Raw genomic sequence first — 18,456 nt, 5'->3', positions numbered from 1 at the left:
ATTCCTTCTCTTAGATCAGGTACTGCGAGAGGCCGCGCGGGATGTACTGTCCGTCGCCCTTCGCGCCGACATAGGCGCCGCCATCGACAACGACCTTTCCCCGCGAGATCACCGTGTCGACGTGCCCGTCGATCTCGAACCCCTCCCAGGCCGAGTAATCCATGGTCATGTGGTGGCTGCGGCCCTCCCCCAGGCCGATCGACGTGTGGCCGTTCGGGTCGTAGACGACGACATCGCCGTCCGCGCCCGGCTGGATGACGCCCTTCTTCCCGTACATCCCGAACATCCGGGCCGGCGTGGTCGAGGTCAGCTCGACCCAGCGCGGGAGGGTAATCTGACCGGAGACGACGCCCTGGTACATCAGGTCCATCCGGTGCTCGACAGAGCCGATCCCGTTCGGGATCTTCGAGAAGTCACCGATGCCCATGTCCTTCTGACCCTTCATGCAAAAAGGGCAGTGGTCGGTCGAGACCATCTGGATGTCGTTGGTTCGCAGCGACTGCCACATGTGGTGCTGATGCCCCTCGGCCCGCGAGCGCAGCGGAGTGGAGCACACCCACTTCGCGCCCTCGAACCCGGGAGCGCCCAGCTGCTCCTCCAGCGAGAGGTAGAGATACTGCGGGCAGGTCTCACCAAACACGTTCATCCCGCGGTCCCGAGCCTGCGCGATCTGCTCCACCGCCTGCTTCGCCGACACGTGCACCACATAGAGCGGGGCGCCGGTGAGGTCGGCGATCATGATCGCGCGGTGTGTCGCTTCCTCCTCCGCTTGCCACGGCCGCGAGGTGCCGTGGAAGTAGGGAGACGTGTTCCCCGCCGCGAGCGTTTGCTTCACCAGCTCGTCGATGAGGGCGCCGTTCTCAGCGTGCATCATCATCAGCGCGCCGTTCTCGGCTCCCTTCTGGAACGCCCGCAGAATCTGCCCGTCGTCCGAGAGAAACACGCCCTTGTAGGCCATGAACAACTTGAAGCTCGTCACGCCCTCCTTCATCAGCTCATCCATCGCGACGAGCGAAGAGTCCTGCACATCGGACAGGATCTGGTGGAAGCCGTAGTCGATCGCGCAATTCCCGGCCGCCTTTTCCTGCCAGGCCTGATAGCGGTCGATCACGCTCTCGCCGGGGTACTGCACAACAAAGTCCACGATGGACGTGGTGCCTCCCCAGGCGGCCGCTCGCGTGCCGCTCTCGAAGGTGTCCGAGGCGAAGGTGCCGCCGAACGGCATCTCCATGTGGGTGTGCGCGTCGATCCCGCCGGGGATGACGTACTTGCCTGCGGCGTCGATCACGCGGTCGACGCTCGCCGCCACATCGAAACCCAGGAGGGTCGATCCGGGGGCGAGGACCGCGGCGATGCTCTCGCCGTCGATCAGGACGTCGGCGGCTCCGGTCCCGGTCGCGTTGACGACCGTTCCGCCGGTGATGAGCGTCTTCATCGCTGCTCCTTCTCGTGCCAGGCTCACGGCTTCGGGATGCTGGTGTACGACTCCGGCCGGCGGTCGCGGTAAAACTGCCAGTCGTCACGCATCTGCTGCACCATATCCATCTCTAGGTCGCGAATCAGGATTTCTTCGCTTTCACCCGAGCCCCGCTCGCCGACAAAATTCCCGCGCGGATCAATGACCTGACTCGTGCCATAAAAGTCGACGGCGAGTTCGCCGTACTCGTTGTCCTCGAGGCCGACCCGATTGGGTTGAAGCACGAAGTAGCCGTTCGCCACCGCGGCCGCCGGACCCTCGACCTCCCACAGGCGGTTCGACAGGCCGGGCTTGGTCGCGTTGGGGTTGAAGACCAGGTGCGCGCCGTTCAGTCCGAGCTCGCGCCAGCCCTCGGGGAAGTGGCGGTCGTAGCAGATGTAGACGCCCACCTTGCCGACGGCCGTGTCGAACACCGGGTAGCCGAGATTCCCGGGGCGGAAGTAGAACTTCTCCCAGAACCGATCGAGGTGCGGAATGTGGTGCTTGCGGTACTTACCGAGAACCGTCCCATCCGCGTCCACCACGACCGCCGTGTTGTAGTACACGCCGGTGATCTCCTCCTCGTAAATCGGGAGCACCATCACCAGGTGCAGCTCCGCGGCCAGCGCAGCGAAACGCTGCACGATCGGCCCGTCAGCGGGTTCGGCGTAGCGGTAGTACTTCTTGTCCTCGGTGATCCCGAAATATGGCCCGTAGAAGAGCTCCTGGAAGCAGATGATCTGCGCACCCTGGGCGGCCGCATCGCGGGCGAATTGCTCGTGCTTGTCGAGCATCGACTCCTTGTCCCCGGTCCAGGTGGTCTGGGTGATCGCTGCGCGGACGATGGTCATCGGTACCTCCATACTCGGGCGTCCCTGTCCGACTCCGGTCGGGCTCTGCCGGGCGGTGCGGAGTCGAGGGCGTGGACCCACTGTGGTCCCCGTCGAACCCGAAGGCAATGGCGACCCGCCCGACTTGGGGGACACGGCCCGCGCTAGCGTGAACGGATGCGCATCACGATCCTGGCCGGCGGCGTCGGCGGAGCCCGCTTCACCTCGGCCATCCGCGAGCACCTCCGCGAGGCTGAGGCAGCGGGAGGCGAGGCGAGCGAGATCACCGTCGTCGCCAACACGGGCGACGATCTGTGGCTCGCCGGCCTCAAGGTCTGCCCCGACCTCGACTCGCTCACCTATGCGCTCGCCGGCATCAACGACACCGAGCGAGGCTGGGGCCGCGCAGGCGAGAGCGAGCGAGTCTCGGCCGAGCTCGCCGCCTTCGGCGTCGGTTGGCCGTGGTTCACCCTCGGCGACCTCGATCTGGGCACTCACCTCGCGCGCACTTCGATGCTGCGCGACGGGCTCACCCTTTCGGAGGCGACCGCCCGTATCACCGCACGCTGGCCGCTCGGGGTGCGCCTTCTCCCGATGTCCGATCAGGAAGTCGAAACGCACGTCGAGGTCGACCTCCCCGGGGAGGGAGTACGACTGATGCACTTCGAGGAGTGGTGGGTGCGTCTGCGCGCCTCCATCCCCGCCCGCCGCTTCGTGCAGCGCGGCATCGAGAGCGCTCGTCCGGCTCCCGGGGTACTGGAGGCCATCGCCGACACCGACGCGGTCCTGATCGCCCCCTCGAATCCCGTCGTGTCGATCGGGACGATTCTCGGCGTCCCCGGTATCGCGGATGCCCTCCGCAGCACTGCCGCTCCCGTCGTCGGAGTGTCCCCCGTCATCGGCGGGGCCGTGGTGCGCGGCATGGCCGACGCCTGCCTGGCGGCAATCGGAGTGGAGACCTCGGCCGAGGCCGTCGGACGGCACTACGGCGCGCGCCGTGCGGGTGGGCTGCTCGACACCTGGCTGGTCGGTGTGGAGGATGCGGCTGCGATCACCTCCCTCGTCTCGGCAGGCGTGCACGCAGTCTCGGTGCCGCTCTGGCTCCGCGACCACGAGACGTCCGTCCGTCTCGCTGCCGACGCTCTTGCTGCAGCGAGGCGCGCCACATGACGGACGAGGAGCGCGCCATCCTCGACGAACTGGGTCGGTGGGCCGAGCGGGTCGCCGAAGGTGGCTGGAGCATCGACGCGATGACCACTCCGTTGCACGACGTCGCCGGCGACTACACCGCGTGGCGGTTCGCCGACGGCGTGTTGACGTTCGAACTGGTCGACGTCATGGGCAAGGGCGTGTCCGCGGCGCTCGTGGCCGCGGCGATCCACTCAGCCTTCCAAGCCAGACCCTCACTTCCTCCCGCCGACGCCGTCACCGCGGTCAACCACGTTCGCTACCGCGCTGGTGGCGCGACTCGATCCCGTCAGTGGCGCTTTCGCCTTCGTGGATGTGGGGCACGGGCTGACCCTGCTGCTCCGCTCCGATGGATCAACTGAGCGACTCGCGTCAACCGGCTGTGCTCTGCTGCAGCGACGGCCTGCTCGACGCCCTCGGCGGCGGACTCGATGCCTTCGACGCACTCGCCCCGCTCGTGCGCGCCGGCGACGACGACGCTCTGTTCGGGTATCTGGACGAGCTCGCAGTGGACGCGCACGACGATGTGACAGCGTTGGTCCTGCGACGCAGTCCCGCCGCCTCCCCCTCCTGATCGAAAGAGTTCTTTTCATGCCTGGTGCACTCGTCCTCGCCGGTGGCGGCCTCGCCGGAATCGCCTGGGAACTCGGGATCCTCCGTGGTCTCGCCGAGGCTTCCCCCGAGACCACCCGCCTGCTGCTCGACCCCTCGACGACCTTCATCGGCACATCGGCCGGGTCTGCCGTCGCAGCTCAGCTGAGCACCGGTACCGGGCTCGACGAGGCATACGATTCGCAGCTGCAGGAGGAGTCGGCCGAGATCGGCGCCGACGTGGATGGCGAGCGCCTCCAGGCTCTCTTCGCCGCCGCGGTCGAGGGAGCGACCTCGCCCGAAGACGCCCGGCGCCGCATGGGCACCCTCGCTCTCGAGACGGCCACCTTGCCCGAGGACACGCGTCGTGCCGTGATCGCCGCGCGAGTCGGTGACGCCGACTGGCCGGAGCAACGGCTCCTCATCACGGCCGTCGATACCGCGACGGGCGCGCTCCGGGTCTTCGAGCGCGCCGACGGAGTCCCGTTGGTCGACGCGATCTCGGCCAGCTGCGCCGTGCCTGGCGTCTGGCCGCCCGTCAGCATCGACGGCGTGCGCTATATGGACGGCGGCGTGCGCTCCGGCAGCAACGCCGACCTCGCGGCAGGCGCCGAGTGGGTGCTCGTCATTACTCCACTCCCAGGCGTCGGCGCCCCGGGTGCGGGCCTGATTCCCGCCATCGAACTCGACGCCCTCGCCGGTTCTCGGGTCGAGGTGCTTTACGCCGACGAAGCCTCCGTCGCTGCCTTCGGCCCGAACTCGCTCGATCCGGCCGTCCGTGCCGCGTCAGCGCGAGCGGGCCGCGCGCAGGGAGCCCGCGTCGCCTCACGGATCGCCGCGCTCGTCGGCGCCGAGGAGGGCCGGGTTTAGCGCCGCACGGCGTAACGCGTGAAGAGCGTGCCGTCCGAGAAGGTCCGCTCTTCGCGCAGTTCGAGCCGGGCGTGAAAACCGCTCGGGAGAAAACGCGTCCCCCCGCCCACGGCAACCGGAACCGTATAGAGCTGCACCTCGTCGACAATGCCGGCGAACAGAGCCGTCGCGGCGAGGGTCGGACCGCCAATCGACACGTCGTGCCCGAGGGCCTGCACCGCCGCCGCGACAACCACGGTGTCGAACTCTGGTTCGAGCCGAGTGTGGCGCGTCGTGACGTCCTGCAGTGTCCTCGAGTAGACGATCTTGCTCGCTTTCCACCACATTTCTTGAAAGTCGCGGATGAACCCATATTCCTCAGCGAGGACGAACGGCTCCTCCCAGACACGCATGGTCTCGTACATCCGCCGGCCGTAGAGATAGGTGCCCACCGGCGCGTCTCGCTCCGTGATGAACCGGTGGACTTCGGGGCGCGGCTCGGCCCAGGCGAATTCACCGTCCTCGTCACTGACGTAACCGTCGAGGGATGCGATCCCGCTATAGATGAGCGCACACACACCGGCCTCTTTCCGTGGCCGGCTTCGGGTCCGGTCACCGGCGTGACGGTAGGCCCCAGCGTCGAACCGGGCAACGACCGTCGTCCCGAGTGGCGCGAATCAACTGATTCAGTTTTCACGAAACGTGGAGCGCGCTGGCCTCGTCCGACGGGTCCTGGCGCGTGAGACTCGATACGGCAACCACCTCTCGATCCGAGAAAGGAGCACACCGTGGCCAGCCCCCAGCCGACCATTACCAGAGCTCTGACGACTGTCGTCATCGCGATCAGTTCGCTCAATCACAAAGTGATCACGTCCTCTCCGACCACCGTTCCGGATTGCGCGGGCTTCCATGAGTGACCAGGGAAAGCCCGCCAAGCGGCCGCTGCGGCTGTCCGTCGACTGGGGGCAGAAGTGGCCACTCAACGACTACATCGGACCGGGGCCGATCGTTGACTGAGACTCGAAGATTACTCCGGAGCTGAAGAAGCGCCTGCGCGAATGGGCGATGTTCTTCCAAGAGAACGCCGACCTAGATACGAGCCTTTTCGGCTCCGAGAAAAAGAGGCGATGGTTCCAGGTCGAGGGCCTCAGGCTCCTCAAGGAGCTTCAGGAGCAGGCGGGCGACGAGTTCGACTTGACGATCGACCTCTGGTTCTAACCAGTGCGCCGGACCGCGTACCGTGGTCACGCCGCAGAGCGCGGCAGCGGAGGGTTCCGGATGAAGATCAGCCAGCTACGCCATTTCGTGGCGGTCGCCGAAGAGTTGCACTTCGTGCGCGCCGCCGAGCGGCTCGGGATCTCGCGGCAGAAGCTCGACTCCTCCGTCGCCGCCGTCGAACTCGATCTCGGCAAGCCACTCTTCGAGCCCGGCGCGGCCACCACGACGCTCACAGCCGCCGGTCGGCAGCGCCTCGCCTCGGCACGCGAGGAACTCGCCGCGCTCGGCGACGAACCGGAAGCGGCCCCGACGTCAGGCGGCAAGGCCAAGGCCTCGAAGGGCACCGGCCGCGCCCCGATCGTCAAGGGCCAGCCGAAGCCGTACAAGCGCCGCCAGTCGCGCTGACCACGAGCGGGCCTCACCCGCGACAGATACCGAGGAGCTACATGGCTATCCATTTCGACGACGACCTCATCGCCGAGACGACGAGCGAATCAGCGCTCGATCAGGGCCGTCGACTCCTTCACACCGGCCTGGTGACCGAGCTGATGCGGAGCGACGAGGGCCCGTGGCGACGACTGCGATGCCTCGTCCGCTCCGAGAAACGCGACCCGCGTGCCGCGCCTATCGCCATCGTCACCTTTGACGTCGACGCCGCCGAGGGAATGATCCACGTCGACTGCACCGCGGACGGCCCTGACGGCTGCGCTCACCTCGCGGCGGTGATGCTGTACTTCCGGGACGCACCGGGCGACGGGCAGAATTCGCTCCCCGCGCGCGCGGAGAAGACCACGCAGATGCCCAAGTGGCGGCGTTCTCTCGACCGGATCCTGCCCGAGCAGCAGGGAGAGGGTGAGCCTGTAGCTCTTCTTCTCGAGATACACCGCGACACGCCCTCGCCCAGCTCATGGCTATCGGAGCCCGGACGGAAGAGTCCGTACCTCGCCCTGCGACCGGCGGTTCGGGGAACGCGCGGCACCTGGATCCGTTCCCGCGTCGAGTGGAACAGGACGAGCACAAAGGTCCAGACCGACCATGCGGCGATCGTTGCTGAGTTCGTGGATCTCGCTCGTCTCGCGCAGAACCGTGGCTCCTCCTTCATCGCCCAGAGCTACGAGTTGCCCCTGTGGCTTCCCGCCGATGCACTGCCCTCGCGAGGCCTGTGGTCCCTGCTCGAATCCGCAGTGTCCGCCGGAGTGCAGCTGGTCCACGCCGCAAACACCGAGCAGCCCGCCGTCCGCCTACTCGACGAGCCCGTCCGCGTCCTCTTCGACGGGCGCCGCGCCCGCAAACGTCTCCGACTCGTTCCGACGCTCGAAATCAACGGCGCGCTCGTCGATTCCGGCGACATCTTTCTTTTCGGGGACCCCGCTGTGGGCGTCGCGTGGACGGTCGATCAAGGAACGAAGCGTGAGACGCTCGTCCTCGCTCCAACGACAGCTCCGATCACACCGGAGCTGCGCGAGCTGTTCGGTTCGCCCCTGAGCATCCCCGAGAGCGAAGAGAAAGAGTTTATCGCCGCCTATCTGCCCCGCCTTCGCTCCCTTGCTCCGATCACGTCGGGCGATGGCAGCTTTGAGGACGAGGGCCCCCTTCCTCCCTCGCTCGTGCTCTCCCTCCAGCACGCAGACGTGCCCGGTGCAGAGATCGAATGGAACTGGCGCTACGGCGAGGACGATCTGGCGCGATCGTTCCCCCTCCACTCGTCAGCGACATCGGTCGGGCGGGATCCCGCAGCCGAAGCCGTCCTCTTGCAAGAGATCCGGCGGGCGCTCGACGGCGCTGACTTTCTCTGGGCAGATGCCGGAGACGTCATTCCCGAACAGACCCTCACCGGCGCGCAGACCGCGGTCCTCGTGGCCGATGTCCTCCCGATGCTTCGTAGCATCGAGCACGTCGTCGTGGAGGAACGCGGGTCATCTCCGCAGTATCGAGCCGCCGACGAAGCTCCCCGGATTTCGATTACGGTGGACGACACCGATCAGCACGACTGGTTCGATCTCGATGTCTCCGTCTCGATCGAGGGCGAGATCGTCCCGTTCGTCGAACTTTTCGCAGCGCTTTCGCGAGAAGAGCAGTTCTTCCTCCTGCCGAGCGGGGTTTTCTTTCCGCTGGATGGTCCTGAGTTCGCGACTCTGCGTTCCGTGATCGAGGAGGCGAAGACCCTCAATGATCGCGACGTCAACCATCTGCGTATTGGCCGCTATCAAGTGGATCTCTGGCACGAACTCGTAGCTCTCGGTGTCGAGGCGTCGCAGTCTCGCCGCTGGCGAGGGATCGTCGATGGCCTCTCTGACACAGCGCTGCTCGAGGCGGTCGAACCGCCCGAGGAGTTCACCGCGACGCTTCGGGGTTACCAGGAGGCAGGACTCTCCTGGCTCCATTTCCTCCGCGCCAATGGGCTCGGAGGCGTGCTCGCGGACGACATGGGCCTCGGCAAGACGATTCAAGCGATTGCGATGATGGCGATCGCCCACCAGGCTCAGCCCGATGCCGCACCGTTCCTCGTCGTCGCCCCCACGAGCGTCGTCGGAAACTGGGCTCACGAGAGCCGTGCTTTCGCTCCCCACTTGCGCGTTCTCACAGTCACCGAGACGGAGCGACGCCGCGGGCTCCCTCTGCATGAGGCGGTCGAGGGTATGCACATCGTCGTCACGAGTTACGCCCTGTTTCGACTCGAGTTCGAGGACTATCAGGCACTTGAGTGGTCAGGTCTTCTCCTCGATGAGGCTCAGATGATCAAGAATCACGCTTCGCGAGGCTATCGATGCGCCCGGCTGCTCGACGTCCCGTTCAAGCTGGCAATTTCGGGGACACCGATGGAGAACAACCTCCTCGAGCTGTGGGCGCTGGTCTCTCTCACGTGTCCCGGGCTCCTGGGAGGCCTGAAACACTTCACGGAGTACTACCGCAACCCCATCGAGCGCGAGCACGACGCACCCCGGCTCCAGCAGCTGCAACGACGGCTGCGCCCTTTTCTCCTGCGCCGCACGAAAGAGCTCGTCGCGACCGATCTCCCACCCAAGCAGGAGCAGATCCTCGAACTCGAACTGCACCCCGCGCACCGGAAGATCTACGACACCCGACTACAGCGAGAGCGGCAGAAAGTGCTCGGGCTCGTCGAGAACTTCGACGCGAATCGGTTTCAGATTTTCAGTTCACTCACGATGCTGCGCCAGCTTGCCCTCGACGCCACGCTCGGCGATGATGCGAACACAGCGGCGGATATCCCCTCGGCCAAGCTCGACGCCCTTCTCGAGATCGTGAGTGAAGCGGTCGCTGAGGGACATAAAGTCCTGGTTTTCAGTCAGTTCACCCGATTTCTCGGACGCGCCCGCGACCGAGCAACGGCTGCAGGCATTCCGTCTGCCTACCTCGACGGTTCAACGAGTCGACGAGCGGCAGTTATCGACACGTTCACCAGCGGTGGAGCACCCGTCTTCTTCGTGTCACTGAAAGCGGGTGGCTTCGGGTTGAACCTCACCGAGGCCGACTACTGCATCTTGCTCGATCCGTGGTGGAACCCCGCGACGGAGGCGCAGGCCATTGACCGGACCCACCGTATTGGTCAGACCCGGCCCGTCATGGTCTACCGTCTGGTCTCGAAGAACACGATCGAGTCGAAGGTGATGGCTCTGAAAGCGAAGAAGGCGACGTTGTTCGGCGAGGTCATGGATAGCACGGACGGGGAGGTCTCTTCGCTGTCGGCCGATGACATCCGGGCGCTGCTCAATTAGCCTCACTCCCCCGAGGCCGGGGTGGGCCCTACCGGGCTCGAACCGATGACATCCACGGTGTAAACGTGGCGCTCTACCAACTGAGCTAAAGGCCCCTGCCGCACGTCGCACGACGGCCCCATCCTACGACACCAGCCGACGGCGATTCTCGCCCGAAGCGTCAGACGTGCGCGGAAGTGAGCGCGTCGATCGCGGCGCGGTAGGCGTCGATCGTGCGGGCCTCGCCAGGCGCGGTCACGAAAGTCTCACGGATGACGCCCGCCTTATCGATCAGGAACGTCGCGCGGGTTGCGTAGCCCTTGCCCTCGAGGAACACCCCGTACTCCTTCGCCACGTCGCCGTGCGGCCAGAAGTCCGAGAGCAGCGTGAAGTCGTAGCCCTGCTTGTCGCCCCAGGCGCGCAGCGTGTGCTTCGAATCGACAGAGATGCCGATCAGCTCGACGTCCGCGTGCTGGAAGAGCGACAGATTCTCGCGCAAACTGCAGAACTCACCCGTGCAGGTGCCCGAGAAGGCGAGGGGAAAAAACACCAGCGCGACATTGCGCCGCCCGGAGAAGTCGCCCAGCTGGATGCGCTCGCCGTACTGATTCGCGAGTTCAAAGTCGGGAGCCAAGGTCAGCTTTTCGAGAGCCATCTTGTCGATGTCCTTCCGTGCGCACGAGAATCGCGCGAGCACGAGGGGCAATGCTAGACCCGCTGGGCGGATACACCAAGAAAACACCTCTCGAAGAGGGGACAGTGAGCGCGCCTCCGCTGGTCCTCACCTACAGTCCTCGGGGCGGTTCCGTCGTGGATCGCCACAGTCCTGATGCGGTTCCCTGCCCCCAAAATCGGTAGGCTGACGGAGGTGCCCGCGCGCGGCTCGTCATCCGAGCCCCGGATCCGCGGATCCGCACCACTTCATGAGAGTGATGTCTCGGGCACGATCTGCCCCCAGAGAGAGGTCGAGGGTGACTGTTAACGATCAGGACCCGTATTCCGTCGGTCACGTGGACTCGGACCCCGAGGAAACGTCGGAGTGGAACGAGTCGCTCGACGCGCTCGTCGAAGAGCGGGGTGCGGGTCGCGGGCGCGACGTCATGCTCAGCCTCCTCAAGCGCTCGAAGGAGCTGCACCTCGGCGTGCCGATGGTGCCGACGACGGACTACATCAACACGATTGCGGCCGAGAACGAGCCGGACTTCCCAGGCGACGAGGACGTCGAGCGCCGCTACCGCGCCTGGATCCGCTGGAACGCGGCCATCCTGGTGCACCGAGCGCAGCGTCCGGGCATCGGAGTCGGCGGCCACATCTCGACGTACGCCTCGAGCGCCTCGCTCTACGAGGTCGGCTTCAACCACTTCTTCCGCGGCCAGGATCACCCGGGCGGCGGCGATCAGATTTTCATCCAGGGACACGCCTCCCCCGGTCCGTACGCGCGCGCCTTCCTCGAGGGACGCCTCAGCGAGCACCAGCTCGACGGATTCCGTCAGGAAAAGTCGCACGCCGGCGGCGGACTCTCGAGCTACCCGCACCCGCGTCTCATGCCCGAGTTCTGGCAGTTCCCGACCGTGTCGATGGGCCTGGGTCCGATCAACGCGATCTACCAGGCACAGGCGAACAAATACCTCACCAACCGTGGCATCAAAGACGCCTCCGACCAGCAGGTCTGGGCGTTCCTCGGCGACGGCGAAATGGACGAGGTCGAGTCGCGCGGTCAACTCCAGGTCGCGGCGAACGACGGCCTCGACAACCTCAACTTCATCGTCAACTGCAACCTCCAGCGTCTCGACGGACCCGTCCGCGGCAACGGCAAGATCGTGCAGGAGCTTGAGTCGTACTTCCGCGGCGCCGGCTGGAACGTCATCAAGCTCATCTGGGGCCGCGAGTGGGACGACCTGCTCGCCCGCGACACCGAGGGCGCGCTCCTGGATTTGATGAATAAGACGCCCGACGGCGACTTCCAGACCTACAAGACGGAGGACGGCGCCTACGTCCGCGAGAACTTCTTCGGCCGCGACCCGCGCGCGAAGAAGCTCGTCGAGGGCTACTCCGACGAGCAGATCTGGGGCCTTCGCCGAGGCGGGCACGACTACCGCAAGATCTACGCCGCCATGAAGGCCGCGACGGAGCATCAGGGCCAGCCGACCGTCATCCTCGCCCACACCATCAAGGGCTACGGTCTCGGCCGCAGCTTCGAGGGCCGCAACGCGACCCACCAGATGAAGAAGATGACGCTGGACAACCTCAAGTCGTTCCGCGACACCATGCGCATCCCGATCACGGACGCGCAGCTCGAGGAGAACCCGTACCTCCCGCCGTACTACCACCCCGGCCAGAACGACGAGGCGATCGAGTACCTGCACGAGCGTCGTCGCACCCTCGGCGGCTACCTCCCCGAGCGCCGCTCGAAGTACACGCAACTGAACCTGCCGGACGACTCGGCGTATGCCATCGGCAAGAAGGGCTCCGGGACGCAGGAGATCGCCACCACGATGGCGTTCGTCCGCATCCTTAAGGACATCCTGCGCTCGAAAGACTTCGGCAACCGCGTCGTCCCGATCATCCCGGACGAGGCCCGCACGTTCGGCATGGACGCGTTCTTCCCGAACGCGAAGATCTACAACCCGCGCGGCCAGCACTACACCTCGGTCGACCGCGAGCTCCTTCTGGCCTACAAAGAGAGCCCACAGGGCCAGATCCTGCACGTCGGGATCAACGAGGCGGGCGCCCTTGCCGCATTCACCGCGATCGGCACGTCGTACGCGACACAGGGCGAGCCGCTCATCCCGGTCTATGTCTTCTACTCGATGTTCGGTTTCCAGCGCACAGGAGACGCGATCTGGGCGGCGGGCGACATGATGTCGCGCGGCTTTATGATCGGCGCCACCGCGGGCCGCACCACGCTCACCGGCGAGGGCCTCCAGCACGCGGACGGGCACTCCCCGATCCTCGCGGCGACAAACCCGGCGGTCGTCAGTTACGACCCGGCCTACGGGTACGAGATCGCGCACATCATGCAGTCCGGCCTCGACCGGATGTACGGCGGACAGCATCCCGATCCGAACGTCATGTACTACATCACCGTCTACAACGAGCCGATCGTGCAGCCGAAGGAGCCGGAGGACGTCGACGTCGAGGGCATCGTCCGCGGCCTCCACCGCATCTCCTGGGGGCAGTGGAACGGGCCGAAGGCGCAGCTGCTCGCGTCGGGCGTGGCCGTATCGTGGGCCATTGAAGCGCAGAAGCTCCTCGCGGAGGACTGGGGCGTCTCGGCAGATGTCTGGTCGGTGACCTCGTGGAACGAGCTGCGGCGCGACGGCATCAAGGCCGAGCAGCACAACTTCCTGCACCCCGAGGACGCTGAACACGTGCCCTACGTGACGCAGAAGCTTGCCGATGCGAAGGGGCCCTTTGTCGCCGTCTCCGACTTCTCGCACCAGGTCCCCGACCAGCTGCGCCAGTTCATCCCGGGCGACTTCGCGACGCTCGGAGCGGACGACTTCGGCTTCTCGGACACCCGAGCGGCCGCACGGCGCTACTTCCAGATTGACGGCCCATCGGTCGTGGTGCGCACGTTGCAGCTGCTCGCCAAGCGCGGCGAAGTCGATCCCTCGCTCGCCGTCCAGGCCATCGAGAAGTACCAGTTGCTTGACGTCAACGCCGGCACCACCGGCAACGCGGGCGGCGAGAGCTGACGGACGAGGCGGTGCTCTCGCAGGAACCCGCTCGGCGAACGAAGGAGCAGACCCTCGCCTGGCTGCGCACGCTCGCGGGTGAGCTCTCGACGCAGACGATCAAGCGTCTCGAGGACACGCTGCCCTGGTACGGCAGTATGCCGCCCGGCCGGCGCTCCGCAGTGGGACTCGTCGCGCAGGCGGGTATCACGTCGTTCATCTCGTGGTTCGACGACCCGTCCGCGACGCCGTGGATCGCCGCCGATGTGTTTGGCGCAGCTCCGCGCGAACTGCTCCGCTCGGTGTCGTTGACGCAGACGCTCCAGCTGATCAAGGTCACCGTCGAGGTGGTCGAGGATCGCATTAGGAACGGCGGCGAAGATCTCCGCGAGGCGATCCTGCTTTATTCACGTGAGATAGCATTCGCCGCGGCCGACGTCTACGCCCGTGCCGCGGAAGCCCGCGGGCTCTGGGACGCTCGCCTCGAGGCCCTCGTCGTCGACTCGATCCTCACGGGCGAGGCCGATGACGAACTTCCGAGCCGCATCGCCGCGCTCGGCTGGCACGGCCACGGCGAGGTCGCGGTGCTCGTCGGGACCGCTCCCAAGATGCTCGACGTTGACCAGCTGCGCCGTACCGCGCGGCACATGGACGCCGACGTGCTGATCGGAGTTCAGGGCAGCCGCCTCGTCCTGGTCATCGGTCGCGCTGAGCCGAGCGAGAATGCGACGGAGGAGACCGGTCCGCCGGTCGGCTTCCTCGCCATCGCCGAGGCGCTCGAGCCAGGGTTCGGCGCGGGTTACCTCGTGCTCGGCCATGAGGTGCCGACCCTCGTGGACGCTTCCCGGAGCGCTCGTGCCGCCCTCGCCGGCTTCGCTGTCGCCCGCTCATGGAGAAACGCTCCTCGTCCCGTCAGCGCCGACGATCTCCTCCCCGAGCGCGCTCTCGCTGGCGATCCGCTCGCCCGGCAAAGTCTGATCACCCGGATCTACCGCCCGTTGCAGAAGCACTCGACCGAGTTGCTGACCACGCTTTGGGCCTACCTCGACAACGGCCGCTCACTGGAGGCGACGGCGCGGGAACTCTTCGTTCACCCGAACACAGTGCGCTACCGCCTCAAGCGTGTGGCCGAGGTGATCGGCTGGGATGCGACGGGCGCGCGGGAGGCGCTCATCCTGCAGTCCGCGCTGATCCTCGGTTCGATGAGCGACCCGGACGGTGCCGTCCGCCGTCGGCCCGCACGCAGCTGACCCTTGTAGACCCGCGACAAGCTCCTTGTCGTTCGTCTGTCACTCCACGCGCCGCACTCAGGTGCGCAGATCGGAAGACTGGATATCGTGATCGTCGTCGTCGCCCCGGGGCAGGGCTCCCAGACCCCAGGATTTCTTGCGCCCTGGCTCGACGTACCCTCCGTCGCGGAGCAGGTCGCCGCGCACTCGGAGGCGGTCGGCATCGACCTCGCCGCGCACGGCACCGAGTCGGATGCGGACACCCTCCGCGATACCGCGGTCGCGCAGCCGCTCATCGTCTCGGCCGGGCTGGTCAGCCTGTCCGCGCTCCTCGAGGGTGGCCGCCGGGAGCGAATCGCCGGTATCGCCGGACACTCGGTGGGCGAGATCACCGCCGCCGCCGGAGCGGGTGTCCTCTCAGAGGCGGACGCGCTGATCTTCGTCCGCGAGCGGGCGCGCGCCATGGCCGCTGCTGCCAGCGACACTCCGACCGCCATGAGCGCGGTGCTTGGCGGCGATGAGGAGGTACTCCTCTCGCGCCTCGACGAACTCGGCCTCGAGCCCGCCAACTACAACGGGGGCGGTCAAATCGTGGTGGCCGGCGCCACCGACGCGCTCGCGGCCCTCAAGGAAGAACCCCTCCCCGGCACGCGAGTGATCCCCCTGCAGGTCGCCGGCGCCTTCCACACCCGCTACATGGCGTCTGCCCGCGACTCCCTCGCCACCGTCGCCGCCAAACTCGCTCCCGCCGATCCGACGCTGCAGCTCTGGACGAACCGGGACGGCTCCCTCGTGGACTCCGGCGCGCGATTCCTCGAGCTGCTCGTCGGTCAGGTCGCGTCCCCCGTCCGCTGGGATCGGTGCATGGCGGCGTTCGCCGAGGCGGGCGTCACCGGGATCATCGAGCTGGCCCCCGCCGGCGCGCTGGTCGGCCTCGCCAAGCGCGGCCTCAAGGGCGTGCCGAGTCTGGCCATCAAAACCCCCGACGACCTGGGCGCCGCCCGCGCCTTCCTCGACGAGCACGCCGCCTAGCAGGAGAGATCCCATGACGACCCCTTCCCTCACTCAGTCCAGCGGCAGCGCCTACACCCGCATTCTTGGCATCGGCGCGGCTCGCGGCGATCTCGTCGTCCCCAACGACGACCTCATCGAGCCGATCAACTCCTCCGACGAGTGGATCCGCCAGCGCACCGGCATCATCGAGCGTCGCCGCGCCTCGGCCGATATCCACGCGATTGACCTCGCGACAACGGCCTCGCTCGAGGCAATCGAAAAGGCCGGCATCCGCCCGGAGCAGATCGGCGTCGTCCTCGTCTCGACCATCAGCAACACGGTGCAGACCCCGTCGCTTGCAGCGCTGCTCGCCGACCGAATCGGCGCGAACCCCGCTCCGGCCTACGACATCTCGGCCGCCTGCGCCGGTTACACGTACGGCATCGCCCAGGCCGACTCCTTCATCCGCTCCGGCCTCGCCGAGTATGTGCTCGTCGTGGGCGCCGAGAAACTCTCCGAGCTGGTCAAGCCGACCGACCGCAGCATCTCGTTCCTTCTCGGCGACGGAGCAGGCGCCGCGATCGTGGGCCCGAGCGAGACCGCCGGCATCTCGAAGACCGTCTGGGGCTCCGACGGCTCCAAGTGGGACACGGTCGGCATGGACAACCCGCTCGCGGCATACCGCGACGGCACCGCGGAGTGGCCGACCCTCCGCCAGGACGGTCCCTCGGTCTTCCGCTGGGCGGTCTGGGAGATGGCAAAGGTTGCGAAGCAGGCATTGGCGGAGGCGGGCATTCAGCCCGAGGACCTCGCCGCGTTCATCCCGCACCAGGCCAACATGCGCATCATCGACGAACTGGCGAAGCAGCTGAAGCTTCCCGAGTCTGTGGCTATCGGCCGCGACATCGAGACGACCGGTAACACGTCGGCGGCCTCGATTCCGCTCGCCACCCACCGTTTGCTCGAGGAACACCCGGAGCTGCACGGCGGCCTGGCTCTGCAGATCGGCTTCGGCGCCGGACTTGTCTTCGGCGCCCAAGTCGTGGTGCTCCCCTGACCTGCGCGACCCCACCCTAAACTGGCCTGTGGTCACCTGACGAAGACCCGATAACAATCCCTCAAGGAGAGAACCATGGCACTGTCCACCGAAGAAGTCCTCGCCGGCCTGGCCGAGCTTGTCAACGACGAGACGGGCATCGCGACCGATTCCGTCGAAATGGACAAGTCGTTTACCGATGACCTCGATATCGACTCCATCTCGATGATGACCATCGTCGTCAATGCCGAGGAGAAGTTCGACGTGAAGATTCCCGACGACGAGGTCAAGAACCTCAAGTCGGTCGGCGACGCCGTCACCTTCATCGTCAACGCGTCCGCATAGTCCGCGTCAGCGCACCCCGGCCGACGCTCGATGGCCGGGGTGCGCCCGGCACCCACCCGTCACGGAACAGAGAAACTCGTCATGACCAAGAAGATCGTCGTCACCGGAATCGGAGCCAGCACTCCCCTCGGCGGAACCGCCCGGGAGTCCTGGGACGCTCTCCTCGCCGGCGAGTCCGGCGTCCGGTCCCTCGAGCACGACTGGGTCGCCCAGTACGAGATCCCCGTGACGTTCGCCGCCGAAGCCAAGGTGCGTCCGGAGGAAGTCCTCTCCCGTCCCGAGGCAAAGCGCCTCGACCCCTCCAGCCAGTTCGCCCTGATCTCTGCGCGCGAAGCCTGGGCCGACTCCGGAATCACCGATGTTGATCCGCTACGTGTAGGAGTCGACTACTCGACCGGCATCGGCGGTCTCTGGACTCTCCTGGACGCCTGGGACACGCTGCGTGAGCGCGGACCCCGCCGCGTCCTGCCCATGACCATTCCCATGCTCATGCCCAACGCCGCCACCGCCGCGATCAGCATGGCCATTCCCTCCCGCGCGTACGCCCGCACAGATGTCTCAGCGTGCGCGTCGAGCACCGAAGCCCTCGCGAACGCGTACGAACACATGCAACTCGGCCTCGCCGACGTCGTCATCGCCGGCGGCACGGAGGCAGTCGTGCATCCCCTCCCGATCGCTGCCTTTGCCTCGATGCAGGCTCTCTCCCGTCGCAACGACGACCCGGCGACGGCATCCCGCCCCTACGACGTGTCGCGGGACGGATTCGTGCTCGGCGAAGGAGCCGGCACCCTGATCCTCGAGACCGAGGAGCACGCACTCGCCCGCGGCGCCCGTATCTACGCCGAACTCGCCGGCGGCGCGGTCACCAGCGACTCGTACCACATCACAGCTCCCGACCCCGAGGGATCGGCCGCCGCCCGAGCGATGAGCGGTGCCCTCGAACAGGCCGGCGCCGCGCTGACCGACGTCACTCACGTCAACGCCCACGCGACCAGCACGCCCGTCGGTGATATCGCCGAATACCGCGCCCTTCTGCGAGTCTTCGGCGACCACCTCCCCCACATCGCCGTGTCAGCGACGAAGGCAGCCACCGGCCACCTCCTCGGCGGCACCGGAGCGCTCGAAGCGATCTTCACCGTCCTCGCCCTGCACGAGCGCACCGCTCCGCCCACCATCAACCTCACTGAGCAGGACCCGCAGATCCCGCTCGATGTGGTCACGAGCCCCCGCCGGCTCAACGACGGGCCGCTCGTCGCCCTCTCGAACTCGTTCGGGTTCGGGGGGCATAACGCTGTCGCCGCGTTCCGCTCGGTGTAGCGGGGGCGCAC

General features: G+C 66.7%; 17 protein-coding genes and 1 tRNA gene. 13 read left to right on the top strand and 5 right to left on the bottom strand.

Annotation, left to right across the window (positions count from 1 at the left end; translation table 11 throughout):
* Positions 1-10: 10 nt before the first annotated feature.
* Positions 11-1,435 (bottom strand): dihydropyrimidinase, encoded by a 1,425-nt coding sequence (gene hydA / locus B0H03_RS02665; RefSeq protein WP_104264599.1) that lies wholly within the window; start codon positions 1,433-1,435, stop codon positions 11-13.
* A gap of 23 nt (positions 1,436-1,458) precedes the next feature.
* The gene (locus B0H03_RS02660; protein WP_104264598.1) at positions 1,459-2,307 is read right to left on the bottom strand and encodes a nitrilase-related carbon-nitrogen hydrolase; all 849 of its coding nucleotides are present in this window, start codon (positions 2,305-2,307) and stop codon (positions 1,459-1,461) included.
* Positions 2,308-2,463: 156 nt separating this feature from the next.
* Between B0H03_RS02660 and cofD the strand changes: the two genes are divergently transcribed.
* The 4 genes from cofD to B0H03_RS02645 are packed head-to-tail and all read left to right on the top strand — an operon-like array spanning position 2,464 to position 4,935.
* Positions 2,464-3,456: a 2-phospho-L-lactate transferase gene (gene cofD, locus B0H03_RS02655; protein WP_104354278.1), complete on the top strand. Its 993-nt coding sequence runs from the start codon at positions 2,464-2,466 to the stop codon at positions 3,454-3,456.
* Positions 3,453-3,836, top strand: coding sequence for a SpoIIE family protein phosphatase (locus B0H03_RS16470; RefSeq protein ID WP_104264596.1), 384 nt, complete (start codon positions 3,453-3,455; stop codon positions 3,834-3,836). The genes cofD and B0H03_RS16470 overlap by 4 nt, the downstream gene beginning before the upstream one ends.
* Positions 3,824-4,048, top strand: a complete 225-nt coding sequence (locus B0H03_RS17020; RefSeq protein ID WP_127843913.1) for a hypothetical protein — start codon at positions 3,824-3,826, stop codon at positions 4,046-4,048. The genes B0H03_RS16470 and B0H03_RS17020 overlap by 13 nt, the downstream gene beginning before the upstream one ends.
* 17 nt (positions 4,049-4,065) lie before the next feature.
* Positions 4,066-4,935, top strand: coding sequence for a patatin-like phospholipase family protein (locus B0H03_RS02645; RefSeq protein ID WP_104354279.1), 870 nt, complete (start codon positions 4,066-4,068; stop codon positions 4,933-4,935).
* Here the strand turns inward: B0H03_RS02645 and B0H03_RS02640 are convergent.
* Positions 4,932-5,492 carry a dihydrofolate reductase family protein gene (locus tag B0H03_RS02640; RefSeq protein ID WP_104354280.1) on the bottom strand — a complete coding sequence of 187 codons (561 nt, stop codon included), beginning with the start codon at positions 5,490-5,492 and terminating at the stop codon, positions 4,932-4,934. The genes B0H03_RS02645 and B0H03_RS02640 overlap by 4 nt on opposite strands.
* 487 nt (positions 5,493-5,979) lie before the next feature.
* Between B0H03_RS02640 and B0H03_RS16465 the strand changes: the two genes are divergently transcribed.
* The 3 genes from B0H03_RS16465 to B0H03_RS02630 are packed head-to-tail and all read left to right on the top strand — an operon-like array spanning position 5,980 to position 9,869.
* Positions 5,980-6,132: a hypothetical protein gene (locus tag B0H03_RS16465; protein WP_160487279.1), complete on the top strand. Its 153-nt coding sequence runs from the start codon at positions 5,980-5,982 to the stop codon at positions 6,130-6,132.
* 60 nt (positions 6,133-6,192) lie between these two features.
* Entirely contained in the window at positions 6,193-6,537 is a 345-nt protein-coding gene (locus B0H03_RS02635; protein ID WP_104354281.1) for a helix-turn-helix domain-containing protein, read from the top strand.
* A gap of 41 nt (positions 6,538-6,578) precedes the next feature.
* The gene (locus B0H03_RS02630) at positions 6,579-9,869 is read left to right on the top strand and encodes a DEAD/DEAH box helicase (RefSeq protein WP_104264591.1); all 3,291 of its coding nucleotides are present in this window, start codon (positions 6,579-6,581) and stop codon (positions 9,867-9,869) included.
* 22 nt (positions 9,870-9,891) lie between these two features.
* Here B0H03_RS02630 and B0H03_RS02625 read toward each other — a convergent pair.
* A tRNA-Val gene (locus tag B0H03_RS02625) sits at positions 9,892-9,964 on the bottom strand.
* A gap of 65 nt (positions 9,965-10,029) precedes the next feature.
* Positions 10,030-10,503: a peroxiredoxin gene (locus tag B0H03_RS02620; RefSeq protein WP_104264590.1), complete on the bottom strand. Its 474-nt coding sequence runs from the start codon at positions 10,501-10,503 to the stop codon at positions 10,030-10,032.
* Between the two features lie 316 nt (positions 10,504-10,819).
* Here B0H03_RS02620 and aceE point away from each other — a divergent pair, with 316 nt between their 5' ends.
* The 6 genes from aceE to B0H03_RS02590 all read left to right on the top strand — a co-directional run bounded on the left by aceE (position 10,820) and on the right by B0H03_RS02590 (position 18,445).
* Complete coding sequence (gene aceE, locus B0H03_RS02615; RefSeq protein WP_104264589.1) at positions 10,820-13,546, top strand: pyruvate dehydrogenase (acetyl-transferring), homodimeric type; 2,727 nt, start codon at positions 10,820-10,822, stop codon at positions 13,544-13,546.
* A gap of 11 nt (positions 13,547-13,557) precedes the next feature.
* The gene (locus B0H03_RS02610; protein ID WP_241560394.1) at positions 13,558-14,775 is read left to right on the top strand and encodes a PucR family transcriptional regulator; all 1,218 of its coding nucleotides are present in this window, start codon (positions 13,558-13,560) and stop codon (positions 14,773-14,775) included.
* Positions 14,776-14,862: 87 nt separating this feature from the next.
* On the top strand, positions 14,863-15,786 hold the full coding sequence (locus B0H03_RS02605) for an ACP S-malonyltransferase (RefSeq protein WP_104354282.1): 924 nt from the start codon (positions 14,863-14,865) through the stop codon (positions 15,784-15,786).
* Between the two features lie 13 nt (positions 15,787-15,799).
* A complete protein-coding gene (locus B0H03_RS02600; protein WP_104264586.1) occupies positions 15,800-16,804 on the top strand; it encodes a beta-ketoacyl-ACP synthase III in 1,005 nt (334 codons plus the stop codon).
* Between the two features lie 75 nt (positions 16,805-16,879).
* The gene (locus tag B0H03_RS02595; RefSeq protein WP_104264585.1) at positions 16,880-17,128 is read left to right on the top strand and encodes an acyl carrier protein; all 249 of its coding nucleotides are present in this window, start codon (positions 16,880-16,882) and stop codon (positions 17,126-17,128) included.
* An 81-nt stretch (positions 17,129-17,209) separates the two neighbouring features.
* A complete protein-coding gene (locus tag B0H03_RS02590; RefSeq protein WP_104264584.1) occupies positions 17,210-18,445 on the top strand; it encodes a beta-ketoacyl-[acyl-carrier-protein] synthase family protein in 1,236 nt (411 codons plus the stop codon).
* The last annotated feature ends 11 nt before the right edge of the window (positions 18,446-18,456 follow it).

It is taken from the genome of Rathayibacter iranicus NCPPB 2253 = VKM Ac-1602 (assembly GCF_003149025.1).
Taxonomy (GTDB): domain Bacteria; phylum Actinomycetota; class Actinomycetes; order Actinomycetales; family Microbacteriaceae; genus Rathayibacter; species Rathayibacter iranicus.
Note: the sequence above shows the minus strand (reverse complement) of the source record. Positions and strands in the feature narration are given on the sequence as shown.